This is a genomic window from Kribbella qitaiheensis, assembly GCF_014217565.1.
GTDB classification, from domain to species: domain Bacteria; phylum Actinomycetota; class Actinomycetes; order Propionibacteriales; family Kribbellaceae; genus Kribbella; species Kribbella qitaiheensis_A.
The window spans coordinates 7,116,343-7,142,134 of record NZ_CP043661.1 but is presented as its reverse complement, the minus strand read 5'-3'; the positions used below and the strand labels follow the sequence as shown (position 1 = coordinate 7,142,134).

The window sequence follows — 25,792 nt, the reverse complement described above, 5'->3', positions numbered from 1 at the left end:
GCTGCCGCTTCCCGCCGGACGCGCAAGCCCGGCACTCCCGTTCGGAAGTGACTCCCACGCTAGTCATCGAGATCGTCGGACACGTCGGTCCGCAGTGTGACCCGCGAGGTCATCCGCAGGGAGGACCGCAGTACGCGCAGCACCGCCGTTACGTCCGAAGAGACGTGGGTCCTGACCCTCAATTGTTCGGACGTAAGCGGGTTCGGCTCGAAGTATGGGGGTGTTACGTCCGAAGGACAGTGGGTCCTGACCCTCGGTTGTTCGGACGTAAGCGGTCGGAGGGGGGTCAGGAGGTGTGTTCGTCGCCGGGAACGACCAGGCCGCACTCGTACGCGAAGACGACGGCCTGGACGCGGTCGCGCAGCCCCAGCTTCAGCAGCACCCGGGAGACGTGGGTCTTGACCGTCGCCTCGCCGACGAACAGGGAGGTCGCGATCTCGGTATTGGTCAGACCGCGCGCGATCAGGCCGAGCACCTCGCGCTCCCGATCGGTCAGCGCCGCCACGAGATCCGGCCGATAGACGCGCTCGCCCCCGCCGGTGAACCGCTTGATCACCCGCCGGGTCACCTCCGGCGCGAGCAGCGCGTGCCCCGAATGGACCACCTGGATCGCCTCGACCAGATCCTCGGGCGCCGTGTTCTTCAGCAGGAACCCACTCGCCCCGGCGCCGAGCGACTCGAACAGGTAGTCGTCCCGGTCGAACGTCGTCAGGATGATCACCTTCCCGGCATCGGCGGCCACGATCCGTTGGGTGGCGGCGATCCCGTCGAGGCCGGGCATCTGGACGTCCATCAGGACGACGTCCGGCCGCAGCTTCTCGGCGAGCTCGACCGCGGCCTGGCCGTCGGCCGCCTCACCGACCACCTCGATATCGGGCTCCACCGACAGGATCATCCGGAACCCGGCCCGGACCAGATCCTGATCGTCGACCAGCAGCACCCGCATCGGGGGCGTCTCACTCATGCGTTCTCCTCGACTTCGGGCGCTGCCTGTACTGCGGGGGCCGCGTCGGCGACCTGATGTCCCGGCGCCGCCTGCAACGGGATCCGGGCGCGGACCCGGAAGCCGCCGACCGGGCGAGGACCGATCTCGCTCTCACCACCGAGCAGGCCGACCCGCTCACGGATGCCGACGTGACCAAGCCGGCTCCCAACCGGGGCATGCTTCGGCCGGCCGTCGTCGATCACCTCGACCTCGACCGCGGAGTCGCCGATGTACCGCAAGGTGACGTGCGCGCTCCGAGCCGTCGAGTGCCGGCGTACGTTCGTGAGCGCCTCCTGCGCGATCCGGTAGACCGACACCGAGATCGTCTCCGGCAGCTTGATCGGCCGGCCGATCTGGTGGAACCCGACCTCGAGCCCCTCTCCCCCGACCACGGCGACCAGCGCGGGCAGCCGGTCCGCGCCTGCCTGCGGCTCCTTCGCACTCGGCGTACCGATCTCGTCGTCGAGATCCGGATCGGCCGCGCGGAGCATGCCGAGCAGTTGGCGCATCTCGTTGACCGCCGTACGGCTGGAGTTCTCGATCACGGCCAGGGCGTTCTTCGCGGCGTCCGGATCCTTCTCCATCACCCGGCGAGCGCCACCGGCCTGTACGCCGATGCTGCTGATGTGGTGGGCAACCACATCGTGCAGCTCGCGGGAGATCCGCAGCCGCTCGTCGATCACGGCCCGCCGCGCGTTCACCGCCTGCTGGGCGGCCAGGACACTCGCCTGCTGCTCGAGCTCGTGGCGCTGGCGGGCAGTGCCCCACGCAGTACGGCCCCAGAAGTAGGCGCCGAAGAAATAGAGCACGTTGAGCGCGATAGCCAGCAGTACGTAGGACACGTACGGCGACAGCAGGCCCTGCTTCGCGCCCTTGATCGTGTCGTGGTGCAGGGCCTGGACAAAGCCGTAGATCAGCCAGCAGAACATCCCGACGAAGACCACCACCATGGTCAGCTTCATCCGGCGCCGGTCCTTCGCCCACGCCGAGGCGGCGTACAGAGCCATGAACTGGGAGGCCTGGGTGACCAGGTTGCCTCCGAAAGCCCACGGCACCCGCTCGCCGGTGGTGAAGAACAGCACCGACACGGCGAGCAGCACGGTCAGCGGGAACCGGCGCCGGAAGCACAGCGGCAACGCGACGGCGGCACTGAGCACATAGGCCTCGACAGCGCCCATCCCGAGATCGACCGGTCCCGGGGACGAGCCGCGGGCCAGTTCGGTGCCGATCATCCCCGCCACCGCCATCCCGAGGCCGAGCAGCAGATCGTGATGCTGCTCACGCTTGGCCGGCCCTGGCCGCGACCACTCGGTCACCGGTACGCCGGTCGCCGGCGGGGTGCCGGGCTGGGAAACAGCCGCGCTACCGGTCGTGGCGGCCGGCTGCGAAGCGGCCGGAGGGGAGGTGGACATGGTTCACCAGCGTACGGGTGACAGCTCCTGTCCGGTGATTGGCTCCTGTCGCGCGCCGCGTACTCTGGTGGGCGTGACGATCGCCCCAGAAGGACGGAAGCTACTCAGGCTCGAACTGCGCAACGCGGAGACCCCGATCGAGCGCAAACCCGAGTGGATCAAGACGCGCGCCAAGATGGGCCCGGAGTACCAGAAGCTGCAGAAACTCGTGAAGGACGAGGAACTGCACACGGTGTGCCAAGAGGCCGGCTGCCCGAACATCTTCGAGTGCTGGGAAGACCGCGAGGCGACCTTCCTGATCGGCGGTGACCAGTGCACGCGGCGCTGTGACTTCTGCCAGATCGACACCGGCAAGCCCGAGGCGCTGGACCGCGACGAGCCGCGCCGGGTGGCCGAGTCGGTCGTCAAGATGGGCCTGCGCTACGCCACCGTCACCGGTGTCGCCCGCGACGACCTGGAAGACGGCGGCGCCTGGCTGTACGCCGAGACGATCCGCCAGATCCACGCCCTGAACCCTGGTACCGGCGTCGAGATGCTCGCGCCCGACTTCAACGCCGTACCGGCGCAGCTGGCCGAGGTGTTCTCGTCCCGCCCCGAGGTGTTCGCGCACAACATCGAGACGGTGCCGCGGATCTTCCGCCGGATCCGGCCCGGCTTCCGCTACGAGCGCTCGCTGGACGTCATCACCCAGGCGCGCGACTACGGACTCGTCACCAAGTCCAACCTGATCCTCGGGATGGGCGAGACCCGCGAGGAGGTCAGCCAGGCGCTGACCGACCTGCACGAGGCCGGTTGCGAGATCATCACCATCACGCAGTACCTGCGGCCGTCGGTCCGGCACCACCCGGTCGAGCGCTGGGTCCGGCCCGAGGAGTTCGTCGAGATGTTGGAGGAGGCCGAGGAGATCGGCTTCGCCGGAGTCATGTCCGGACCGCTCGTGCGTTCGTCGTACCGGGCCGGTCGGCTGTACCGTCAGGCTGTGGAGTCGCGGATGACCTCTGCGACCCAAGACGCATAACTCACGGACAAAGGTAGAGATGGCCAAGAACGACGCACCTGCCGAGAAGACCAGCCGGCTCAAGCAGATCCGGTCGGCTTATCAGCTGACCAAGAAGTCGGACCCGCGGATCGGCCTGATCCTCGCCGGGATCTTCCTCGGCGTGGTCGCGATCTTCGCCGTCGTCGGAGTGCTCACCGGGCACCTGCTGGTGCTCCTCCCGCTCGGCGTCGCGCTCGGGCTGCTGGGCGCCACGATCATCTTCGGCCGCCGGGTCGAGAAGGCGGCGTACAGCCAGATCGAGGGCCAGGCCGGTGCCGCCGCCTCCGCGCTGCAGACGCTGCGCCGCGGCTGGAACGTCACCCCGGCCGTCGCGGTCACCAAGAACGCGGACATCGTGCACCGGGTCGTCGGCCGGCCGGGCATCATCCTGGTCGGCGAGGGCCAGCCGAGCCGGGTGAAGAACCTCCTGTCGGCCGAGGGCAAGAAGCACAACCGGGTCGCGGGTGGCGCGCCGGTGATACAGCTCGTCGCCGGCAAGGGCGAGGGCGAGATCGACATCCGCAAGCTCACCAAGCACGTGATGAAGCTCCCGGCCGCACTGCAGCCGTCGGAGATCACCGACCTGCTGCAGCGGCTGAAGGCGCTCGACGCGGTCCGCCCGCAGGTGCCGATGCCGAAGGGCCCGGTCCCGACCAGCCTCAAGGGCGCCCGTCAGGCCATGAAGGGCCGCTGACCCGAAAGCATGACTCCGGCCCCGCCGATCCAATCGACGGGGCCGGATTTACTTCAGCTCTTCGCCCCGGGGTACGCGGAGCGGTAACCGATCGGTTCCAGCGGCGTTCTCTAGACGTGAGGACTTCTGTACCTGGTGTCGCGCCGCGCGACGGCCAATCGGCCATAGAGTGCGGCCAGGACAGCTCGAGGGGCGAGGGGCGGAGATGACGGATCTGATGCCGGCGGTACATCAGCCGGTGGCCGAGACCTGGCCGACGTTGGTCCGGCCAAGGTCGAACCCGGTACGCCGGGTCGGCGCGCTGGCCGCGATCCGGATGATCGCCAAGGACCTGCCGGCCACCATCCGCCTGGACAACAAGCCGTACGGGCTGGGCGGCCCGGCGATGCGGGTGCACCGTAGCGCCGCCTTCCTGGACCGGCTCGGTCAGGACGCCGGCTCCGGCTTCGGCGAGGCCTACCTGGCCGGCGACTGGGATCCGGAGCCCGGCACGGACCTGGCCGACCTGCTGGTTCCGTTCGCCGAGCGGTTCAGCGATGACGAGTCTCGGCAACTACTGCCGAAATGGGCGCAGTCGCTGCGCTGGCTGGTGACCCGGTCCCAGCCCGGTGAGCAGGAGAACGACCGGCCCGGTGCGCGGGAGAACGTCAGCCGCCACTACGACCTCAGCAACGCGATGTTCTCGGAGTTCCTCGATCCCACCCTGACGTACTCCGCGGCGTACTTCGGACCGAACGCCGCCGACGATCTCGGCTCGGCGTCGTACGACGAACTCTCGCCCGCGCAGCTCCGCAAACTCGACTCGATCCTGGACGCGGCCGGTGTCCACGCCGGCTCCCGGGTGCTCGACATCGGCTGCGGCTGGGCGAGTCTCGCGATCCGCGCCGCGCAGCGTGGTGCGTGGGTCACGGCGATCACGATCGCGTCGCAGCAGGCATTGCTGGCGCAGCGGCGGATCGCCGACGCGGGTGTCAGCGACCGGGTCCAGGTCGCGCTGCGCGACTACCGCGACCAGATCGGCGAGTTCGACGCGGTCCTCAGCGTCGAGATGATCGAAGCGGTCGGCGAGAGGTACTGGCCGGTCTACTTCGACGCGATCGAACGCCGGCTGGCACCGGGTGGCGTCGGCGTGGTCCAGGCGATCGTGATGCCGCACGACCGGATGCTTGCCACCCGCAACACCTTCACCTGGGTCCAGAAGTACATCTTCCCCGGCGGCCTGCTCCCCTCGGTGCACGCGATCCAGGAAGTCACCGCCCAGCACACCGGCCTGCGGGCCCAGGTGCTCCGCCATCTCGGCCCCGACTACGCCCGCACGCTCCGGATCTGGCGCAACCGCTTCATCGAGCAATGGCCCACCATCGAGGCCCTCGGCTTCGACCCGACCTTCCGCCGGATGTGGGAGTTCTACCTCGCCTACTCCGAGGCGGGCTTCCGCTCGGGCTACCTCGACGACGTCCAACTCCTCCTCACCAAGCGCTAGGTCTTCCAGCAGCCGAAAACGGCCTGCGCTGCCGCCCACCAGCGGGTAGCGTGCGACCGATGACGCTGAACGTGGGTGACAGAGATGGGTGAGCTGCCTGAGGTTGTGTCGCGGGAGGAGTGGTTCGCGGCGCGCAAGGAGTTGCTGGCGAAGGAGAAAGAGGTGACCCGCGCTCGCGACGCGTTGAACGCGGAGCGGCGGCGGCTGCCGATGGTCCGGGTCGACAGGCCGTACGAGTTCGACGGTCCGGACGGGAAGGTCAGCCTGCTGGACCTCTTCGACGGGCGGCCGCAGCTGGTGATGCATCACTTCATGTTCGCGCCGGAGTGGGACGAGGGTTGCCCGAGTTGCTCCTCCGCCGCCGACGGGATCGGCCGGCTCCGGCAGCTCCACGTCCGCAACACCACGCTCGTCGCCGTCTCGCGAGCGCCGTACGAGAAGCTGGCGGCGTACCGGGATCGGATGGGCTGGACGTTCCCCTGGTACTCGTCGTACGGGACCGCCTTCAACTACGATTACCACGCGACTCTCGACGACCGGATCATGCCGGTGCTGCTCCACTTCCGCGACCAGGCCGAGCTCGCCGACGCCGGTACGCCGTGGACCGGCGGGCCGTGGACGGACGACATGAACGGCGAGGAGCTGCCGGGCATCAGCGCCTTCCTCCGCGTCGGCGACGAGGTGTTCCACACCTACTCGACGTACGGGCGTGGCATCGAGGAATTCCACAACGGCTACCACTACCTCGACCTCACAGCGCTCGGCCGGCAAGAGGCATGGGAGGAGCCGAAGGGACGCGCCGAGCCACTCGGCCTGCAGGTCGGCGGACCCAACATGCGCGTCCCGGACCAGTACGAGAGCTGACTGTCTGGCAGTGTTCGTCGTGACGTCGACATCTCGTGAGGTGGATGCATGAACGACCGACTTGTCAGGTTCGCGGATCTGGTCGTCCGGGTGGGGGTGAACGTCCAGCCGGGGCAGGGTGTGGTGATCAGCGCCGACATCGCTCAGCTGGAGATCGCCCGCGCCGTGGTCGAGCAGGCGTACGTCGCCGGCGCCGGCTGGGTGGAGGTCGCCTGGACCGACGGGCCGATCCGGCGGTCCGAACTCGCGCACGCCACGATCGAGACGCTGACCGAAGACCGGCCGTGGGCCCTGCAGCGCACGAACGAGTGGATCGAGCAGGGCATCGCGACGATCGGACTGGTCGGTACTCCGGATGCTTCGATCTTCGCCGGCATCGACCCCACGAAGCTGACCGCTGTCCGCAGGGGCGAGATGACGGCCAGGCAGCGGGCGGCGATGACCGGTGAGTGTCGGTGGACCGTCGTCGCGGCACCCAACGCCGGCTGGGCGAGTCAGGTCTACGGCGAACCGGATGTCGAGCGGCTCTGGACCGCCGTCGGCAAAGCGATGCGGCTGGACGAAGCCGATCCGGTGGAGCAGTGGCGCGAGCGGGCGGCGACGTTGGCGGCGCGCGCGAAGGCGCTGGATGCCTTGCAGGTCAGCGAACTCACGTACTCCGGCGACGGCACCGACTTCACGGTCGGCCTGATTCCCAACTGCCGCTGGACTGGCGGGTCGGTCATCGATCCGGGCCGGCATCACCTACATGCCGAACATCCCGACCGAAGAGGTCTTCACCAGCCCGGATCGCCGCCGCGCGGACGGCGTACTGCGGGTGACCAAGCCGGTCGTCATCGCAGGGCAACTCGTCGAGGGTTTGCGGCTCACCCTCGAAGGCGGTCGGATCACGGACGTCTCAGCCGACGTCGGCGCCGAGGTGGCACGCGCTCAACTCGACAGCGACGAGAACGCCCGCAGTCTCGGCGAAGTGGCACTGGTCGATCGCGATTCCCGGATCGCACAGGCCAACACCGTCTTCCACAACACCCTCTTCGACGAGAACGCCGGCTGCCACGTCGCCTGGGGCCAAAGCTTCCCCTTCGCAATCGAAGGCGGACTGGAGCTCAGCCCCGACGAGCAGTACGCCGCCGGCCTCAACTCCGCCAACGTCCACACCGACGTCGTAGTAGGCGGCGACGGCCTGACCGTCACCGCCACCACCCCCACCGGCAAAATCCCGCTGCTGGAAAACGACGAATGGGTCCTCTCCTAACCCTGTTCGTGTAGGTGTCGCGAGTGCGTGGCGGTTGGGGTGTACTGGTCGGGTAAGGATGGCCAGCGTTGGGAGGCCCAGTTCGACCAGGCCGGGTGGTCTGGCGGGACGGGTGGGATCTGGGAGCCCAGCAGTTCCTCGTCGTCCGGGGCTTGGAACTGAGCTCGCCACTGCTCAAGCTCGAGGTCGCTCATGTGCCACGTTTGGTCGGGTGTGGTCGCGAGTCGGTTGGTGACCCGCTTGCGTTGCTCGTCGTGGTCTATCGGGAGATAGACGACTTGGCTGCGCGCGCCGACGGTGGCGGCGATCCAGCGGAGCGCCGATCGTTCGTCCTTGCCCCAGAACCCGAAGTCGAAGACGACATTGGTGCCCAGCTCGGCGGCCCGCATGCCGAGCTGAATCAACTTGCCTTCGACCAGGTCACGCTTGTCCGGCGGGTTCTGATCGCCGAACAGCGCGATCTGCCACTCGTCCGGCGTCAGCCGCAGGGCCGACGCGCTGATCTCCAGCTCCTTCGCGTGAGTCGTCTTCCCCGCGCCGGGAAGGCCGACGATCAAGTAGACGATCGCAGGATCGGTCGGCCCGGAGTGCTTGTGTGGGTACATGCGGAGGCTCCTGAGGGATGGCAGGGGCCAGGCAACGCGAAACGGCCGCCCGGCAGGAAGCCGGCGGCGCGGAACTGTGGAATCTAATGACCGACTGTCCCAGCGCCGTCAGCAAAACGGCGGGGACGAGTCACGGACGCACAAGCACACATGCCCAGAAATCTACCAACGAATGGTCGTTCCCGGACGGTGACGCGTAGTCACCGGCGTACGACGACTGTGTTGGCGGCCTTGTCGTGGAGGCCTCGGCGGTCTCGGTCGTAGACGACCGCGGGGATGATCAGGCAGAGCAGGAATGCCCGGATCGCACCGCCCAGCAGGCCGACCTGCGCGGCGTACCCCGTCCCGCCCGGTTGGGTGCGAACGACCCGCAGACCGAGCAGCCGGTGACCGATGGTGGCGCCGCCGAGACCGCTCAGGATCGCCGACATGGCGAAGAACGCGATCAGCTGGGCGGTGTTGTAGTCGTTGCCCCCGGCCCACATCGGTTTGCCGGTCACGGCCGACGCGATCAGGCCCGCGATCAGCCAGTCGACGAACAGGGCGGCCACTCTGCGTCCCCAGCCGGCTACCGAGCCCGGTCCGTCCTCGGGCAACCCGAGCCGGCTGCCCGCATATCGGAACTCCTCGGTGGGTCCTGCCCCGGATTCCGCAGATGATGCCATGATGTCAAGCCTAGTGTCCGCCAGGAGGACATGAATCGTGTGGCCGGGGATCTCACCACCCCGTGGCCGCCGCCAGTTGGTCAGCGCGGACCACGCTGGGCGTAACATCCGCGAAACATTGGGGTCACGGCCGAGTAATCGGCAGGGCCTACGTTCAGAACAATCTCTGAGCCACCCCGAGGAGTATGTATGTTTTCCAGCGCTGAGGAGCTGCTCGCCTACGTCAAGGACGAGGGCGTCGTATTCATCGATGTCCGGTTCTGTGACCTGCCGGGCACCATGCAGCACTTCACCGTCCCGGTCGGATCCTTCGGTCCCGAGGTCTTCGAGGACGGTCTCCAGTTCGACGGTTCGTCGATCCGGGGCTTCCAGCAGATCCACGAGTCGGACATGTCCCTGCTGCCCGACCCGACCACCGCGTACCTGGACCCGTTCCGCGCGGACAAGACGCTGATCGTCAACTTCTTCGTGCACGACCCGCTGACCGGCGAGGCGTACAGCCGCGACCCGCGCAACATCGCCCGTAAGGCGCAGGAGTACCTGAAGTCGACCGGCATCGCCGACACCGCCTTCTTCGCGCCCGAGGCCGAGTTCTACGTCTTCGACGACGTACGGTTCGAGACGAAGCAGAACGAGAGCTACTACCACATCGACTCCGTCGCCGGCGCCTGGAACACCGGCCGGGTCGAAGAGGGTGGTAACCGTGGCTACAAGGTCCGCTACAAGGGCGGTTACTTCCCCGCGCCGCCGGTCGACCACTTCGCCGACCTGCGCAACGACATCACCAAGCACCTCGAGACCAGCGGGCTGATCGTCGAGCGCGCCCACCACGAGGTCGGTACGGCGGGCCAGGCGGAGATCAACTACCGCTTCGACACGCTGCTGACCGCGGCGGACGACTTGATGAAGTTCAAGTACATCGTCAAGAACACCGCCTGGGACGCCGGCAAGACCGCGACCTTCATGCCGAAGCCGATCTTCGGCGACAACGGCTCGGGCATGCACTGCCACCAGTCGCTGTGGAGCGACGGCAACCCGCTGTTCTACGACGAGTCCGGGTACGGCGGCCTGTCCGACATGGCCCGCTGGTACATCGGCGGCATCCTGAAGCACGCCCCGTCGCTGCTGGCCTTCACCAACCCGACCGTGAACTCCTACCACCGTCTGGTGCCGGGCTTCGAGGCGCCGGTGAACCTGGTCTACTCGCAGCGCAACCGGTCGGCCTGCATCCGGATCCCGATCACCGGTTCGAACCCGAAGGCCAAGCGGATCGAGTTCCGCTGCCCCGACCCGTCCTCCAACCCGTACCTGGCCTTCGCGGCCCAGCTGCTGGCCGGCCTGGACGGTATCCGCAACAAGATCGAGCCCGCGGACCCGATCGACAAGGACCTGTACGAGCTGCCGCCGGAGGAGCACTCCTCGGTCGCCCAGGTGCCGACCTCGCTGCCGGCCGTGATCGACTCGCTCGAGGCCGACCACGACTTCCTCCTCGAGGGCGACGTGTTCACCGCGGACCTGATCGAGACCTGGATCGATTTCAAGCGCGAGAACGAGATCGCCCCGATCCAGCTCCGCCCCCACCCGCACGAGTTCGAGCTGTACTACGACGTGTGATCGGCGCGGGTCTCTGACCTGATTTGCGCGCAACCGCCCGTGACCTGCGAAACAGGTGACGGGCGGTTTGTCGTTCCCAGCGGCCGGTCTCGCCCTCATTTGGAGTGGGTGTCCCGAGCGACAGGTAATGGTCGCCCGCTGACCCGGGCGCCACGCTCAGCCCAGCAGTACCAGGGGCATTTCGGGGGACTATTACCTGTCGCTCGGGACACCCCTGGCTGATCGGGGCTCCGCTAGCTGGAAACATTCTTGGATATGCGCAGAGAAATTTTCCAGTTAGCGACGCCCCCCGCCCTGGAAAGCAAAGCGGTCCCAGACGTCCTGGTCGGTGTGCCGAAGAGGGGGCGCCAGTGCCGGGGTCAGCCGGGAACGGCCAGATCCCTCGACTTGGGGCGGGGGGATCGGTAGGTTCTCGCGGGCGGGAGGTTTAAGTCACGGTCATATGTGGCAACTACCGAGAGTATGGAGCCGCCCACTCCGCGTCGCTGGGGATGGCTGGGATCATCGATGTGAGGAGTTGTCTTGGCCAGGCCGATGTCGGCTGATCAAATGCTCGCCGCGTTGCGGAAGTGGGAAGTCAAGGTGCGCGAGTATCCGGGCTGGCGGACTCGCGGCCGGCCCGGCGGGATCAAGGATGCGCGCGGGATCGTCATCCACCACACCGGAAGCAACTCGCAGACCGACGACTATCTGAATTTCCTCTTCGTCCGCGGCCGCCCTGAGGAAGGCATCCCGGGACCGCTGTGCAACGTGTCGACCGACATGGACGGCGACCTGCACCTGGGAGCCATCGGCCGGGCGAACCACGCGGGCAAGGGCTCGCTGACGACGCTGAACCACGTGATGGCCGAGAACTACAACGGGTACGCCGGCGAACTGCGCCCCGGTGCGGACAACCTGGACGGCAACGACTACTACTACGGCAACGAGATCCGGTACGACGGCGCGCGCTCGATGACGGCCGCCGGTTACCGTACTGCGCTGTTGCACGCAGCCGCGATCTGCGACTTCTACGGGTGGTCCGCGCTGTCCGTGATCGGGCACCGGGAACACACCCGCCGCAAGGACGACCCGGGCCACTGCCCGATGAACAAGTTCCGTACCGACCTGGCCGCAGTACTGAAGGCCGGACCTGGAGATGACATGGCGAACGCAGACGAGGTAATGGCCGAGCTGAGGAGGTTCGAGGCCGCGGAGACCCAGCGGTACGCCGATCTGGCGGGCCGCGTGCAGGGCCTGATCAACGCGGAGGCAGGCCGCTACAGCGATTACGTCCGCCGCTTCGAAGCCATCATGAAAGCCCTCCCCGGCGCGGCCCTGGACCCGGACCCGGTCCCGCCGGTCGACCCGAACGACCCCGCCGACCCGTCGGATCCCGCTGACCCGTCCGACCCGGTCGATCCGTCGGCGCCGGTCGATCCGAACGATCCGAACGGCCCCGGCGGCAGCTGATCAGCCGGCCGCGTCCGCCTCGAGCTGGTTGAGGTCGCGAACCGCGTAGCGAAGGTGCTCCCACTCCTCTTCAAGAATCGTGTGCAGACACGACAGGGTGGTTTCCGGGTACTGCGGCGCCCAGGGATTCTTCCGCTCCACGGCCAGCTCCTCAGGCCTGACAGTGGCAAGGAAGTCCCGCACCATCGCGACGCGGTCCGCGCGTGCGTCGAGCACTTCGGCGTACGACGGCGGGTCGGCGGCGAAGACCGTCATGTCGTTGCCGTCGGTCTCGTGCTCCACGTTCGGTTGGCCATGCGGATGGAACGGTTGCTCGATCCCCAGGATCGCCCGGCGCAACCACGTGTCGGTGGCCATCACCAGGTGGCGCAGCGTCTGCGCGAACGACCACTCGCCGCCCACCGAGACGTCGACCGTGCCGGCCGGCATCGCCGCGGCGCGATCGACCAAGGTCGCCCAGGTGCTTTCGAGCGCGGCCCAGTTCGCCCGCAGCCCGTCGGGATCTCCGGCGCGTCTGCCCGCCCGGCCGGGAAACCGGCGATCGAGTTCGGCATCGACGAACGGGACCACGTCGACGCCGTTGATCCGCAGCGAGTTGTCCCCGGACAAGAGCCACGGCGCGTCGATGTCCGCATCCGCCACCTCGGCCCCGCGCATCACGACGCCGGACAGGTCGGCCCGGATCAACCGGGCCCCGCTGAGGTTCACATCGAGGAGCTCGGCTCCCTGTCCATCGTCCGACTCGCTGAAGGCTGCCATGGCCGACACTTTGTCACGCCCGGCCACCGCTCGCGAGGCATCCTTTCGCCGGATGGCAGAATCCTGCTCGACGAGACGACAGGAGGTGTGGACGTGTCCAACGGTTCGAACACCGAGCGGGTGCCTGACGCTGCGACGTCGTCTCGACGTCATCCGAGCCTGACCGACGTCGCGGCGCTGGCGGGCGTCTCCCATATGACGGTGTCCAGGGTGATCAACGACAGCGAACTCGTCCGGCCGGCCACCCGCGCCCGGGTCCGGGCCGCGATCGACAGCCTGGGGTATCGGCCCAACACGGCCGCCAGGGCCCTCGTCACCGGGCGCACGGGCACCCTCGGGGTCGTGACGATGGACTCCACCCTCTACGGACCGGCCAGCACGCTCTACGGCATCGAGTGCGCGGCCCGCGAAGCCGGCTTCGCGATCACCGTCGCGAGCGTGGGCCGGCCCGAGCGGAGGGCCATCGCCGAAGCCGTCGAGACACTTCAGCGTCAAGGGGTCGAAGGCATCGTCGTCATCGCCCCGCACGTCGCGACGGCCGAGGCCCTGCAGTTCGCACCGCAGGACATCCCGCTGGTCGCGGTCGGTGGCGCGGCCCCGCCGGTTCCGGCCGTCTCGGTCAACCAGTACGACGGCGCCCGGCTCGCGACCGAGCATCTGCTGTCGCTCGGTCACGCCACGGTCTGGCATGTGGCCGGCCCGGCCGACTGGCTCGAAGCGGCCGAACGAGAGCGCGGCTGGCGGGAGACCCTCGAAGCCAACGGCGCACAGGTACCTCGCCTGATCCGCGGCGACTGGAGTCCGCGATCGGGGTACGAGGCCGGGCTGGCGTTGGCCAAGGAACCCGATCTCGGCGCCGTGTTCGTCGCCAACGACCAGATGGCCCTCGGTCTGCTGCGGGCCTTCACCGAGGCCGGTATCACCGTCCCGGCCGACGTCCACATCGTCGGGTTCGACGACATCCCGGAAGCAGAGTTCTTCAATCCCCCACTGACGACCGTACGGCAGGATTTCACCGAGGTCGGCCGCCGCACCTTCGCCCTGCTGTCCGCGCAGATGAGCGGCACCGGGCTGCCCACCGGTGAGCAGATCGCCGCCGAGTTGATCGTTCGGCAGAGCACGCTTCCGAACTGATCAAGCCTGCCGTCTGGTCAGCAGACGCTGGATCACGACGAAGATCAGCAGCAGCGCACCGATCGAGATCTTCGTCCACCAGGAGCTCAACGTGCCGTCGAAGGAGATGAACGTCTGGATGGTGCCGAGCAGCAGTACGCCGAACATCGTCCCCACCACCATGCCGCGGCCACCGGTCAGCAGCGTCCCGCCGATGACGACCGCCGCTATCGCATCGAGCTCCATCCCGACGGCGTGCAGGCTGTACCCCGACAGCGTGTAGAGGGCGAACAACAGTCCGGCCAGTGCCGAGCACAGACCGCTGATCGTGTAGACCCCGACCTTGATGAGCGCGACCCGCAAGCCCATCAGATGCGCGGAGCTCTCGCTGCCGCCGACGGCATAGACGGTCCGGCCGAACCGGGTCATGTGCAGGATCCACGCTCCGACCGCGAACACCACCACGGCCACCAGGACGCTGGGCGTGACGCGATAGCCGCCCGGCAGCGGTACCGACCCCTGGGCGAAGGACGTGAAGCTCGCGTCCCGGATCGGTATCGACTCGACACTGATCAGATAGCAAAGCCCGCGAGCCAGAAACATCACCGCCAAGGACGCGATGAACGGCTGCACATCGAAGTAATGGATCACCAGACCCATCAACGTCCCGAGCACCGTCCCGGACACGAGCACGGCGATGACGGCGGCCACCGCGGGCCAGCCCGCCTCCAGGGTCGATGCCGCGATCATCGTGGACAGCGCGACGACAGACCCGACACTCAGATCGATACCGCCGGTCAGGATCACGAAGGTCATTCCGACGCCCAGCACCAGCAGGAACGCGTTGTCCACGAACAGGTTCAGAACGACCTGCGGATCCGCGAAACCCTGGTAGCGCAGGGATCCGGCACCGAACATGCCGATCAGTAGAGCGGCGGTCGCGATGACCGGGAGGTAGCGCCGCGGCGGACTGTAGCCACGGAGGCGATCGGGCCAAGTGGTCGATGCGACTGCCGAACTGGAGCTACTCATGCTGCATCAGCCTTCACGGTGCGGACGGGACGTCGGCTGCGCAGCGCCGCGCGTGCCTTCGGGGACTGCAGAAGACACACCGCGATCACCACGATCGCCTTGAAGAGATAGTTCGCTTCGGCCGGAATCCCGATGGTCGGGATGGTGGTGGCCAGCGTTTGGATGAACATCGCGCCGATCAGGGTGCCGAGCAGCGAGAACTTCCCGCCGGCCAGCGACGTACCGCCGATCACGACAGCCAGGATCGCGTCCAGCTCGATCCACAGACCGGCGTTGTTCGCGTCGGCCGCGCTCGTGTTCGAGGCGATCATGAGTCCGGCGACGCCGGCGCAGAACGCACCGAACACATAGACGGTCCACGTGATCGTGCGAGCGTGGATCCCGGCCAGCCTGCTGGCCTCCGGGTTGATACCGACCGATTCGATCAGCATCCCGAGCGCCGTCCGCCGGGCCAGTACGGCAGTGACGGCGAAGACCGCGAGAGCGATCAGGATCGCCACCGGCAGGGTCGCGACGAATCCCGCCCCGAGGACCTTGAACGCCGGGTTGACCACGGTCGTGATCTGGCCGTCGGTGATCAGCATCGCGAGCCCCCGGCCGGCGGTCATCAGGACGAGGGTGGCGATGATCGGCTGGATCCCGATCACCGAGACCAGGAACCCGTTCCACAACCCGAGCAGCAGACCGCAGACCACTGCGATCGCGATCGCGACGAGCGCCGTCGAAGCGGCCGCCGGCCGATCGGAGCCCGCGATGTACACGCAGGCGACGGCGCCGGAGATCGCGGCCACCGCACCGACCGACAGATCGATTCCGCGAGTGGCGATCACCAGCGTCATCCCCAGCGCCACCAGCAGCACCGGCGCACCGTTGCGAAGGATGTCGATCAGGCTGCCGTACAGATGACCGTCCTGGATCCGCACCGACAGGAACGACGGGGTCACCACGGTATTGAGGGTGATCAGCAACAGCAGCGCGAGCGTCGGCCAGAACAGCGGTCGCCGCACGAGTTCACGCATCGGGGTTCCCTTCCTCGGTAGCGGCAGCACCGGCGGCGATGGTCGCGAGGATCTCGGCCACGGTGACGCTCTCGTCGTTGACCCGGTCCGCGATCTTGGTACGGTCCCGCATCACCAGGACGCGGTCACTGAGGCGGAGGACTTCCTCGAGTTCGGTGGAGATGAAGACGACCGACATACCGTCGGCGGCCAGCTTCGCCACCAGTTGCTGGATCTGAGTCTTGGCCCCGATATCGATTCCGCGCGTCGGCTCGTCGAGGATCAGGAGCGCGGGCTGGGTGATCAACCAACGGGCCAGCAACACCTTCTGCTGGTTGCCACCGGACAGGTTCCGCATCAGGGCGCCGGGCTCGGGCGGCCTGATGTCCAGGGCCTCGATGTACTCCGCCACCAGCCGTTCGCGGGTCCGGGGCGGAACCGGCCGCAGCCAGCCCCGGGCGGCCTGCAGCGTCAGCAGCATGTTGTCGGCGATGGTCAGATCCTCGATCACACCTTCCGCGCGCCGGTCCTCGCTCGAGAACGCGATCTTCGCGCCGATGGCGTTGCGCGGAGTACGGAATCGGTGCCGGGTGCCTCGTACGTCGATCGTGCCGGCGTCCGCGGTGTCCGCGCCGAAGAGCAGCCGGGCGAGCTCCGTGCGCCCCGATCCGAGCAGACCGGCGATCCCGATCACCTCGCCGTCGTAGATCTCGAGGTCGACGGCCTGCAGGCTGCCTTTCCGGCTCAGGCCAAGCACCTGCAGCAGCGGGACGCGGCCCTCGGCCGGTGCGGCTGCCGTGCCGTGATGCTCGAGCCGGTCCAGCTTCTCCAGCTCGCGGCCGATCATGGCCTCGACGAGTTCGAGCTGGGTGATGCCGTCCGTCCGGTACTCCCCCACCAGCTTTCCGTTCCGCAGCACGGTCATCCGGTCGGAGATCTCGAAGACCTGGTCCAGGAAGTGCGAGACGAAGAGAATCGCCACCCCCTGGTCGCGCAGCGTGCCGATGACCGTGAACAGCCTCGTCACCTCGTCGGCGTCCAGGCTGGAGGTGGGTTCGTCGAGGATGAGCACCCGTGCCTCGATGTCGAGCGCGCGGCCGATGGCGACCAGTTGCTGGATCGCGATCGGGTGCTCGCCCAGTCCCGAGCCCGGGTCGATCGACAGGCCGAGCCGGTCCAGGATCGACCCGGCCCGGGCGTTCATCGCCTTGACGTCGATCCGGCCGAACCGGTGCGGCTCCCGGCCGAGGAGCATGTTCTCCGCGACCGTCAGGTTCGGGCACAGATTGACCTCTTGGTAAACGGTGCTGATGCCGGCTGCCTGTGAGTCGGCCGGTGAGGCGAACTGCTGCTCTCTCCCCGCGACCGACACGGTGCCGTCGTCGATCGCGTAGACGCCCGTGAGGGCTTTGATCAGGGTCGACTTGCCGGCGCCGTTCTCACCCATCAGCGCATGTACTTCGCCGGGCAGCAGCCGGAAGTCGACTCCCTGCAGCGCTTTGACGCCTGGGAAGGCGATGCGGATACCGCGCATCTCGACCACCGGCGTGCCGAGTTCCGGTGCCGGGAGCGGCGTTGCCAGTTGGGTCATTCCAGATTCCTTCGGCGAAGGGTGCCGGGCAGGCCATCGGGGCGGCCTGCCCGGCACCGGGCGGACTAGCTCAGTACTGCCGCGCGGCCAGGGCCGCCTTGGCCGCCGTCTGGTCGAAGACCGTCTCCTCGGTCAGCACCCGCTCCGGAACCGCCTCGCCGGCGACGACCTTCTTCGCCAGGTCCATCAGTTGTGGGCCGAGCAGCGGGTTGCACTCGACGATGTAGTTGATCTTCCCGTCCGCCAGCGCGGTCATCCCGTCCTTCACCGCGTCGATGGTGATGATCTGGATGTCCTTACCGGGCTTGAGGCCGGCCGCCTCGATCGCCTCGATCGCTCCCAGCCCCATGTCGTCGTTGTGCGCGAACACCACGTCGATGTTCTTCTGCGACTTCAGGAACGACTCCATCACCTTCTTGCCACCGTCGCGGGTGAAGTCGCCGGTCTGGGAAGCGGCGATCGCGATCTTCGGGTTGGCCTTCATGGCGGCCTCGAAGCCCTCCTTGCGGTCGATCGCCGGGGCCGCGCCCGTCGTCCCCTGCAACTCGACGACCTTGACGGCGCCGTCCTTGTTCACGTCGGCGGCGTCGCCCTGCTTCACCAGCCATTCGCCGGCCTTCTTACCCTCGACCACGAAGTCGGAGCCGAGGAAGGTCTTGTAGAGCGAGGTGTCCTTCGAGTCGACCGCGCGGTCGGTCAGGATGACCGGGATGTTGGCCCGCTTGGCCTCCATCAGCACCGTGTCCCAGCCCGTCTCGACCACGGGTGAGAAGGAGATGATGTCCACCTTCTGCTGGATGAAGGACCTGATCGACTTGATCTGGTTCTCCTGCTTCTGCTGGGCATCGGAGAACTTGAGCTCGATCCCCGCCGTCTTCGCACTCTCCTGGACCGACTTCGTGTTCGCCGTCCGCCAGCCGCTCTCGGCGCCGACCTGCGCGAAGCCCATCGTGATGCTGTCGTTCGCCGCGCTCGGTTTCGCCTTGTCGTCACCGCACGCCGCCAGGCTGCCGGCGAGCACCAGGCTCGTCGCAACCGCCATCATTTTCTTCACCACAGCACTGCCTCCAGTGTGATCGTTGGCTGAATGTTAGCGCTAACTTTTCGTCCGTCAACCCCTTCGAGGCCGGATTGTTAGCGTTCACGATTTTGCGCCGAAGAGACGTGCCATTACCGGTCACGGTTCGGATTCGGGGGTGCCGAGGTCTTGCCGCGCTTTATTCTGAGGGTTAACTTAACCCACATTCGAACCCCGTGCGGCCCTCCGGACCGTCCTTCGGCTGGTTCGTGAGGCAAGGAGGAACGCGATGGCGATCGACAGGACGCGGCTCACGCGTCGGGGCTTTCTCGGGATGGGAGTCGCCGCGGGCATCATCACCCTCACCGCGTGCGGCTCGGACAGCGACAAAGCATCGGGTAACGCCGACAGCGCCGCCGACCTGGTGATGGCGGTGTGGGGCGGGGACGCCGACAAGACGGCGTACCAGAAGCGGATCGACCTGCTGGTCAAGAAGTTCCCGGAGCTGAAGGTCAAGCTCCAGCTGATCCCCAACGACGGCTACGCCCAGAAGGTGCAGACGATGATCGCGGGCGGCAAGGGCCCGGACATCATGCAGGTGGCGGAGAACGTCAACGTCTACTCCAGCAAGAACCAGATCCTGCCGCTGGACGACCTGGCCAAGAAGGCCGGGCTGCAGCTGGACCAGCGGTTCGGCTCGATCGCGAACATCTACTCCTACCAGGACAAGCTCTACGCGATCCCGGACCGGTCCGGCGCGATGATCGTGTTCTACAACAAGACTCTTTTCGATGCCAAGGGCATCAAGGCTCCGACCGCGGACTGGACCTGGGACGACACGCTTTCCGCGTTCAAGGAACTCAGCGTCCCCGGCAAGCAGTGGGGCTACGCCGGTGGCGGCTGGTGGGCGCAGTGGTGGAGCTTCGTCTACCAGAACGGCGGCAAGATCATCGACGACGCCGGCAAGCCCGTGGTTGCCAGCGACGAGGTGATCGAGGCGCTGCAGTGGACCGGTGACCTGGTCTTCAAGCACGGTGTCGTCCCGACCAAGAAGCAGTTCGCCGACATGGGTGCCGACGTCGGCGGCGACCAGGCGTTCGCCAACGGCAAGGTCGCGGTCAACACGACCGGATTCTGGGGAATCGGCGGCCTGACCAAGAGCAAGATCGACTGGGACATCGCACCGCTGTGGAAGGGCAAGGAGCAGGCGGTGACCGCGTTCGGCAGCGGCCTGGCCATCTCCCGGACGGCGAAGAACCCCGAGGCGGCGTTCAAGGCCATCGACTTCCTCACCTCTCCCGAGGCGCAACAGCAGATCATCGCGACCGGACAGGACGTGCCGGCCAACCTCGAGGTGCAGAAGAGCCCGGCCTTCCTCAAGCCCAGCTGGATGACCAAGCCGGTGAACATGGACGTGTTCGCCGAATCGAGCTCCTTCGTCTACCGGGCGCCGTTCATCCCGGCCTGGAACGAGATGCAGAAGGCGTTCGACGACGGCCTCGCCGACTTCTGGCTCGGCAAGAAGGACGCCCGTACCTCGCTGACCGCGATCCAGCAGCGGCTCGAGTCCATCGTCAAGCCCGCGGGGTAGCCGGCGATGTCGAGGCTCCGGCGCCGGGAGGCGTTGTGGTTCTACCTGTTCGCGTCGCCGTGGATCATCGGGTTCGTCGTGTTCCTGCTCGGCCCGATGATCGCGTCGATCGGGATCTCACTCACCGACTGGGACTCCTTCACCGCGCCCAAGTGGGTCGGTCTGGACAACTACGTCCAGGCCCTGACCGAAGATCCCGTCTTCTGGAAGGCGTTGTGGAACACCTTCTACTACGCGGCCGTCTCGGTCCCGCTCGGCCTGGTGATCGGGCTGTGGCTGGCGAACCTGCTGAACAAGGGCATCCGTCTGCGCAAGCTGTTCCGGACGCTGATCTACCTGCCGACGCTGGTGCCGCTGGTCGCGACGGCGATGATCTTCAAGATGGTGCTCGCGCCGTCGGGCCCGCTGAACGACCTGCTGGGGGTGTTCGGCATCCCCGGGCCGTCGTGGTTGCTGGACTCGATCTGGGTGAAACCCGCCCTGGTCCTGCTGTCGGTCTGGGGCGCCGGGGCCGCGACCGTTCTGTTGCTCGCGGCAATGAAAGGTATCCCCCGCGAGCTGTACGAGGCTGCCGAGGTGGACGGCGCCGGTCCGGTCCGGCAGTTCTGGAGCATCACCATCCCGCAGCTGACCCCGATCATCTTCTTCAACCTGGTGATGGGCCTGATCGGCGCGTTCCAGGTGTTCTCCCAGGTCTACATCTTGACCAAGGGCGGCCCGGACAACGCGAGCCAGACGATGGTGCCGCTGCTGTTCGACGAGGCGTTCTCCTTCTACCACCTGGGTTACGCGTCGGCGATCTCCTGGCTGCTGTTCGCCGTGATCCTGGTGTTCACGCTGGTCGCCTTCCGCTCCGCCCGGCGCTGGGTGTTCTACGAAACCGAGGTGAAGTGATGGCCACCGCTATCCCCACGACCGCGACCGCGCGGCGCGTACGCAGTACCGAACGGAGCGTCGGGGCCAAGCGGTCGACGCCGTTCAGCTACGCGACGCTGATCATCGTGTCGGCGGTGCTCTGTGTGCCGCTGGTGTTCGTCGTGTCGATCGCGCTGTCCAGCGACCAGACCGTGAACGCGAACACTTTCACGATCATCCCGCGCGAGTTCCACTGGGAGAACTTCACCCGGGTGTTCAGCACCGATCTGCCGATGCAGCGGTTCCTGCTCAACTCGGTGATCATCTCGGCCGGCGCCGTGGCCGGCCAGGTGCTGTCCAGCGGCCTGGTCGGCTACGCGTTCGCCCGGCTGCGCGCGCCGGGCAAGAACGCGCTGTTCATCATCGTCATCGCGACCATGATGATCCCGGCCCAGATCACGATGATCCCGCAGTTCATCCTGTTCAAGGAGCTCGGCTGGGTGAACACCTACCTGCCGCTGATCGTGCCGAACTTCTTCTCCAACGCCTTCAACGTCTTCCTGGTCCGGCAGTTCGTGTCCCGGCTGCCGAGCGAGATCGACGAGGCGGCGATGGTCGACGGGCTCGGCTTCTTCGGCATCTACCGCCGGATCATGTTGCCGATGCTCAGCCCGGTGCTGATTGCGATCGGCATCTTCACCCTGACGGCGACCTGGGGTGACTTCATGGGCCCGCTGATCTACCTGAACGACGAGTCGAAGATGCCGCTGGCGCTGGGCGTGCAGTACATCACCAGTACATCGCAGGCGCTCCAGGCTCCACCGTGGAACCTGGTGATGGTCGGTTCGATCCTGCTCACGCTGCCGATGATCCTGGTCTACTACTTGGGTCAGAGGTACCTGTACGAGATGGACATCAGCGGCGGCAGTGCGGGGGTCAAGTGAGTTCATCCACCATCGTCGACGCCGGCATCGAGTTCGATGCCCAGGGCATCCGGATCGACGGCCGGCCGGAACTAATGCTCTGCGCGTCCCTGTTCTACTTCCGCCTTCCGCGGGAGCAGTGGCGGGCTCGCCTGGAGCAGGTTCGCGACTCGGGCTACACCTGCGTCGACGTCTACCTGCCGTGGAACTTCCACGAGGTCGCGCCCGGCCGGTGGTCGTTCGACGGGCGCCGTGACGTCGCGGCCTTCCTGGATCTCGCCCATGAGACCGGCTTGTCCGTCATCGCCCGGCCGGGGCCGTACATCTGCTCGGAGTGGGACGGCGGCGCCCTACCGGCCTGGCTGGGTCTCGATCCCGAGCTCCGGGTCCGCCAGAACGAGCCGCGGTACCTCGCCCAGGTGGCGGCCTGGTTCGACCAGATCCTGCCGATCGTGGCCGAGCGCCAGCATCCGGCCGGCCCGGTCGTGATGGTGCAGCTGGAGAACGAGCTGGACTTCTTCGACTGCGAAGACAGGACGGGCTACCTCACCGCCCTGCGCGACCAGGCGATCAGTCACGGAATCACGGTGCCGTTGATCGCCTGCGCCGGGCAGGGCGACATCGCGGGCGCCACCGGCGACGTACCGGGCATCGTTGCCGCGTGCAACTTCTACCCCGACGACGATTCGCCGTACATCGAGGAAGAGGTACGGCGCTATGCCGCGCTGCTCGCCGATCGCGGGCTTCCGTTGCTGATCACCGAGACCAACCGGCGGCACCGGACGTTGCGGCGGCTGCTGGCGAGTGGCGCCTCGTTGATCGCGCCCTATTTGCAGGCATCCGGGTGGAACTTCGGCTACAGCCCGTCCACCGGGAACTGGGGTGATCCGGGCAACTTCATGAGTCACGACTACGACTTCGGCGGCTATGTGTCGCCGACCGGGGAAACCAGGCCGGAGTACGACGAAGCGAAGCTGCTCGCCCGCGTGGTCGCCGCCCTGGGATCGCAGCTGGCTCTCGCCACCTCGGGGGTGCCGCGGGTCGAGGTGGACGCCGACTTCCCTACCTGTTCGTCGTTGTCGGCCCTGGATCTGCACGGCGGCGGACAGCTGATCGCCGTACCGAACCTCGGGCGGACGCCGGGCCGTGCGGTCGTCGGTGGCGTCTCCGTGGCGGTCGCGGCCGGCTCCTGCCCGCTCATGCTGGTCGAGCTGCCCTTGCCGGACACGACTTTGACGCTAGCCTCGGCAGATCTGGTCGCGGCGAGCAACGGCGTACTGGTGTTCTCCTCCACTGTCCCGGTGACTGTCGTGCTGGGGCAGACGCAGGTCGAGATCCCGGCAACGGCCGGGCGGGCTGAGCGGAGGGTCATCGACGGTATCGAGCTCGTCGTACTGACACCGACGGACGCTGCCCGACTCGGTGCCGTACGCCGGGACGGCACGGTCGAACTGGATGACCTGCCGGTCAAGTCGTTCCCCGGTCCGTCGACCGAGCTGCGAGTAGTCCGACAGCGGTCAAGCGCTGCCCCGGAGAAGCCGGCCGGCACCCACGAACTCCCGCCGTCCCTGGAATCACTCGGCGTCTACCGGGGTCGTGGGACCTACTCTGCGACGGTGGAGCTGACGGGTACCGACGAACTCCTGCTGGTCGGCGCTTCCGACATCGTGGACCTGTCGATCGCCGGTCGCGTTCAGCCGACCGTCGCCAACTTCGGGGCGACCCGGCGAATCGACGTACGCGCTGCGGGAGGACGCTGTGGCATCGAGGCAACGGTCGAGATCTGGGGCCACGCCAACTTCGATGACGCCCGGCTGCCTGCCCTTCGCCTCGGCGCGCTCCGGGGTCTGGGGACGCTGTGGACGGTGCGGAGTGTTCAGGACCTCGATGCTTCGTGGCTGGTCGGCGGCCATTGGTCAGGTGAGCCGGCACCGATCCGGTCACTCGGCGGCTGGAGCAGCACCCGCGTCGGCGTGCCGATCACCTACTCGCGCCGCCTCGAACTGCGGGCGACGTCAGCCCTTCACTTCAGCGGGGTCGACCAGCCGATCAGCCTGACCGTGGACGGCGAGCCGACCGTCCTTCATCGGGAGAACCCCTGGGTGCTGTTGCCCGCGGGCACTATCGAGGTCTCTGTCACGCTGCCGCACAATCCGAGCGGTGGCCAGTTGCACGCGGAATTACTCAGGCTCCACCCAGTGACCGACTGGACGTGCAGCGTCCAGGAGGACGAGCTGCTGACCGCCTTCGCCTCGCGGGAGGCCGCGAGCACCGAAGTCGAGCTGCCGCTGACTCTCGAGCCGGGTCAGGAGGCCTGGCTCGGCATCGACCTACCGGCTGACCATGACGGTCTCCTGCTCCGGCTCGCCGGTTCGCAGCTACGGGTGACCGGCTGGGCCTCCGGCGAGTGCCTTGGCCGGATCTGGATCGGTGACCGGCCGAGGTTCTCGGGCGGCGACCCGGACGTCTTGTGGGTGCCGGCGGGCTGGACCGGACTGACCCTGCTGGTCCGGGGCGTCGCGGGCGCGGGCGATCCGGAACTTCGTACGCTACGGCTGCTCCCATCGACGACCGGAGGGGAAAATGGTGCCGCGGCAGACGTCTCGTGACCTTCGCAACGAGAGCCGGTTCGAGGTTCTCCGCGCGCTCTTCGAGCTGGGTCCCTCCACCCGGCAGGAGATCGCCCGGCACACCAGGCTCAGCACGGCGACCGTGGCCACCCTGGTCACCGAGTTCCTCTCCGAGGGCGTGTTGCGGATCGCCGCGATGGAACGCAGAACCGTCGGGCGCCCGTACGAACGGCTGGCGATCGACCCCGACCGCGGCCGCATCGTCGGTGTCGACGTCGCCGAGACGTACGTGGCGGCCACCGTCTTCGACATCTCGCTCACCCCGATCAGCCACGGCGAGGTGACGCTGGACGAGCACGAGAACAACCCGGCGTACGTCGTGGACGGCATCGTCCGCGCGGTCGAGGCCGCCGTCGGGACCGGCGCGAGCGAAGCCGATCGCATCCTCGGCATCGGGGTGAGCATGCCGGGCCAGGTCAGCCCGGACGCCGGTGTCTCCGTCTTCGCCCCGAACTGGGACTGGCACGACGTCAAGATCGAGGAGCTGCTCGCGCAGGGCCTGCGGATCCCCGTGTACGTCGACAACCCGCTCAAGGCGGTCACGTTGTCGGAGATGTGGTTCGGGGTCGGCCGCGTCGCCGACAGCATGGCCGTGGTCAACCTCGGCACCGGCGTCGGCGCGGGGATCGCCATCGACGGAGCTCTGATCCGCGGCGCGAACAACAACGCCGGCGAGTGGGGCCACACCCTGCTCCAACTGGACGGCAGGCAGTGTCGCTGCGGCCGCCGTGGCTGCGTCGAGGCGTACCTCGGAGTCCACGGCATCGAGACCTCGCTCGCGGAGATCGACCCCACGCACCCGGCGCTGCGCCAGTCACTGCAGCGCGGATTCGTCGAGGCAGTGGCCACCGGTCTGGGTGCCGGCGATCCCGTCCTGGCCGAGCTCGCGGCCCGTACGTCGCACTACCTGGCAGCCGCTCTCGGCGACCTCGTCACGCTGCTCGACATCCCGTACATCACCCTCACCGGCTGGACCTCGACCGCTTTGGCCGAGTGGCTCATTCCAGCCGTTCGCGCCGAACTGCCGGACCACGTACTGCCGGGTTCCCTGCCGGGCCTCACCGTCGAGGCCTCCCGCGTGCCCGGCAACCCTGTCGCCCTCGGCATGGCGGCCTTCGCCCTGGAGCACTTCCTCGGCCGGCTCGGCCTGGCCAGTCCGGCCAGTACGCCGATCGCCCGCCGCCGGACGCGCCCACAGTCTTAGGAGACAACTC

General features: G+C 67.5%; 23 protein-coding genes and 1 pseudogene. 14 read left to right on the top strand and 10 right to left on the bottom strand.

The features are described from left to right. Nucleotides 1–59: 59 nt before the first annotated feature. The 3 genes from F1D05_RS42390 to F1D05_RS33970 all read right to left on the bottom strand — a co-directional run bounded on the left by F1D05_RS42390 (nucleotide 60) and on the right by F1D05_RS33970 (nucleotide 2,397). The gene (locus F1D05_RS42390) at nucleotides 60–182 is read right to left on the bottom strand and encodes a hypothetical protein (RefSeq protein ID WP_281388837.1); all 123 of its coding nucleotides are present in this window, start codon (nucleotides 180–182) and stop codon (nucleotides 60–62) included. Nucleotides 183–286: 104 nt separating this feature from the next. Continuing rightward, entirely contained in the window at nucleotides 287–964 is a 678-nt protein-coding gene (locus F1D05_RS33975) for a response regulator (RefSeq protein ID WP_185444393.1), read from the bottom strand. Then, a complete protein-coding gene (locus F1D05_RS33970) occupies nucleotides 961–2,397 on the bottom strand; it encodes a sensor histidine kinase (RefSeq protein ID WP_185444392.1) in 1,437 nt (478 codons plus the stop codon). Before F1D05_RS33970 ends, F1D05_RS33975 begins: the two co-directional genes overlap by 4 nt. A gap of 73 nt (nucleotides 2,398–2,470) precedes the next feature. Here F1D05_RS33970 and lipA point away from each other — a divergent pair, with 73 nt between their 5' ends. The 6 genes and pseudogenes from lipA (at nucleotide 2,471) to F1D05_RS39265 (ending at nucleotide 7,732) form a co-directional block, all read left to right on the top strand. Beyond that, nucleotides 2,471–3,415 carry a lipoyl synthase gene (gene lipA, locus F1D05_RS33965; RefSeq protein ID WP_185444391.1) on the top strand — a complete coding sequence of 315 codons (945 nt, stop codon included), beginning with the start codon at nucleotides 2,471–2,473 and terminating at the stop codon, nucleotides 3,413–3,415. Nucleotides 3,416–3,434: 19 nt separating this feature from the next. After that, nucleotides 3,435–4,130 carry a DUF4191 domain-containing protein gene (locus tag F1D05_RS33960; RefSeq protein WP_185444390.1) on the top strand — a complete coding sequence of 232 codons (696 nt, stop codon included), beginning with the start codon at nucleotides 3,435–3,437 and terminating at the stop codon, nucleotides 4,128–4,130. A gap of 205 nt (nucleotides 4,131–4,335) precedes the next feature. Further along, nucleotides 4,336–5,613, top strand: coding sequence for an SAM-dependent methyltransferase (locus F1D05_RS33955; RefSeq protein WP_185444389.1), 1,278 nt, complete (start codon nucleotides 4,336–4,338; stop codon nucleotides 5,611–5,613). 84 nt (nucleotides 5,614–5,697) lie between these two features. Continuing rightward, complete coding sequence (locus F1D05_RS33950) at nucleotides 5,698–6,477, top strand: DUF899 domain-containing protein (RefSeq protein ID WP_185444388.1); 780 nt, start codon at nucleotides 5,698–5,700, stop codon at nucleotides 6,475–6,477. A gap of 48 nt (nucleotides 6,478–6,525) precedes the next feature. Further along, nucleotides 6,526–7,179 (top strand): annotated as a pseudogene (locus F1D05_RS43300) (aminopeptidase); the annotation flags it as partial. A gap of 46 nt (nucleotides 7,180–7,225) precedes the next feature. Then, nucleotides 7,226–7,732 (top strand): aminopeptidase, encoded by a 507-nt coding sequence (locus F1D05_RS39265; protein WP_206685953.1) that lies wholly within the window; start codon nucleotides 7,226–7,228, stop codon nucleotides 7,730–7,732. On the opposite strand, the gene F1D05_RS33940 is transcribed toward F1D05_RS39265, so the two are convergent. Both F1D05_RS33940 and F1D05_RS33935 read right to left on the bottom strand, forming a co-directional pair. Then, entirely contained in the window at nucleotides 7,729–8,337 is a 609-nt protein-coding gene (locus F1D05_RS33940) for an AAA family ATPase (protein ID WP_185444387.1), read from the bottom strand. The two genes, F1D05_RS39265 and F1D05_RS33940, sit on opposite strands and share 4 nt — an antisense overlap. A gap of 200 nt (nucleotides 8,338–8,537) precedes the next feature. Then, complete coding sequence (locus F1D05_RS33935; RefSeq protein WP_185444386.1) at nucleotides 8,538–9,002, bottom strand: RDD family protein; 465 nt, start codon at nucleotides 9,000–9,002, stop codon at nucleotides 8,538–8,540. Nucleotides 9,003–9,191: 189 nt separating this feature from the next. Here F1D05_RS33935 and glnA point away from each other — a divergent pair, with 189 nt between their 5' ends. Together glnA and F1D05_RS33925 are read left to right on the top strand one after the other, a co-directional pair. Next, nucleotides 9,192–10,616 carry a type I glutamate--ammonia ligase gene (gene glnA / locus F1D05_RS33930; RefSeq protein WP_185444385.1) on the top strand — a complete coding sequence of 475 codons (1,425 nt, stop codon included), beginning with the start codon at nucleotides 9,192–9,194 and terminating at the stop codon, nucleotides 10,614–10,616. A 534-nt stretch (nucleotides 10,617–11,150) separates the two neighbouring features. Further along, a complete protein-coding gene (locus F1D05_RS33925) occupies nucleotides 11,151–12,068 on the top strand; it encodes a peptidoglycan recognition protein family protein (RefSeq protein WP_185444384.1) in 918 nt (305 codons plus the stop codon). Here the strand turns inward: F1D05_RS33925 and F1D05_RS33920 are convergent, their stop codons facing one another. Then, the gene (locus F1D05_RS33920; protein ID WP_185444383.1) at nucleotides 12,069–12,827 is read right to left on the bottom strand and encodes a DinB family protein; all 759 of its coding nucleotides are present in this window, start codon (nucleotides 12,825–12,827) and stop codon (nucleotides 12,069–12,071) included. Between the two features lie 93 nt (nucleotides 12,828–12,920). Between F1D05_RS33920 and F1D05_RS33915 the strand changes: the two genes are divergently transcribed. After that, nucleotides 12,921–13,961, top strand: coding sequence for a LacI family DNA-binding transcriptional regulator (locus F1D05_RS33915; protein ID WP_219732977.1), 1,041 nt, complete (start codon nucleotides 12,921–12,923; stop codon nucleotides 13,959–13,961). On the opposite strand, the gene yjfF is transcribed toward F1D05_RS33915, so the two are convergent. From yjfF to F1D05_RS33895, 4 genes are all read right to left on the bottom strand, one after another. Continuing rightward, nucleotides 13,962–14,972 (bottom strand): galactofuranose ABC transporter, permease protein YjfF, encoded by a 1,011-nt coding sequence (yjfF, locus tag F1D05_RS33910; protein ID WP_185444382.1) that lies wholly within the window; start codon nucleotides 14,970–14,972, stop codon nucleotides 13,962–13,964. Continuing rightward, a complete protein-coding gene (locus F1D05_RS33905) occupies nucleotides 14,969–15,991 on the bottom strand; it encodes an ABC transporter permease (protein WP_185444381.1) in 1,023 nt (340 codons plus the stop codon). The genes yjfF and F1D05_RS33905 overlap by 4 nt, the downstream gene beginning before the upstream one ends. Beyond that, nucleotides 15,984–17,561, bottom strand: coding sequence for a sugar ABC transporter ATP-binding protein (locus tag F1D05_RS33900; RefSeq protein ID WP_185444380.1), 1,578 nt, complete (start codon nucleotides 17,559–17,561; stop codon nucleotides 15,984–15,986). The genes F1D05_RS33905 and F1D05_RS33900 overlap by 8 nt, the downstream gene beginning before the upstream one ends. Nucleotides 17,562–17,631: 70 nt before the next feature. Next, nucleotides 17,632–18,606 (bottom strand): ABC transporter substrate-binding protein, encoded by a 975-nt coding sequence (locus F1D05_RS33895; protein ID WP_185444379.1) that lies wholly within the window; start codon nucleotides 18,604–18,606, stop codon nucleotides 17,632–17,634. 262 nt (nucleotides 18,607–18,868) lie between these two features. Here F1D05_RS33895 and F1D05_RS33890 point away from each other — a divergent pair, with 262 nt between their 5' ends. The 5 genes from F1D05_RS33890 to F1D05_RS33870 are packed head-to-tail and all read left to right on the top strand — an operon-like array spanning nucleotide 18,869 to nucleotide 25,782. Next, nucleotides 18,869–20,170 carry an ABC transporter substrate-binding protein gene (locus tag F1D05_RS33890; RefSeq protein ID WP_185444378.1) on the top strand — a complete coding sequence of 434 codons (1,302 nt, stop codon included), beginning with the start codon at nucleotides 18,869–18,871 and terminating at the stop codon, nucleotides 20,168–20,170. 6 nt (nucleotides 20,171–20,176) lie between these two features. Beyond that, entirely contained in the window at nucleotides 20,177–21,064 is an 888-nt protein-coding gene (locus tag F1D05_RS33885; RefSeq protein ID WP_185444377.1) for a carbohydrate ABC transporter permease, read from the top strand. Beyond that, the gene (locus F1D05_RS33880) at nucleotides 21,064–21,969 is read left to right on the top strand and encodes a carbohydrate ABC transporter permease (RefSeq protein WP_185444376.1); all 906 of its coding nucleotides are present in this window, start codon (nucleotides 21,064–21,066) and stop codon (nucleotides 21,967–21,969) included. The genes F1D05_RS33885 and F1D05_RS33880 overlap by 1 nt, the downstream gene beginning before the upstream one ends. Next, complete coding sequence (locus tag F1D05_RS33875) at nucleotides 21,966–24,557, top strand: beta-galactosidase (RefSeq protein WP_185444375.1); 2,592 nt, start codon at nucleotides 21,966–21,968, stop codon at nucleotides 24,555–24,557. Before F1D05_RS33880 ends, F1D05_RS33875 begins: the two co-directional genes overlap by 4 nt. Further along, nucleotides 24,532–25,782, top strand: a complete 1,251-nt coding sequence (locus tag F1D05_RS33870; RefSeq protein WP_185444374.1) for an ROK family transcriptional regulator — start codon at nucleotides 24,532–24,534, stop codon at nucleotides 25,780–25,782. Before F1D05_RS33875 ends, F1D05_RS33870 begins: the two co-directional genes overlap by 26 nt. Nucleotides 25,783–25,792: the final 10 nt, after the last annotated feature.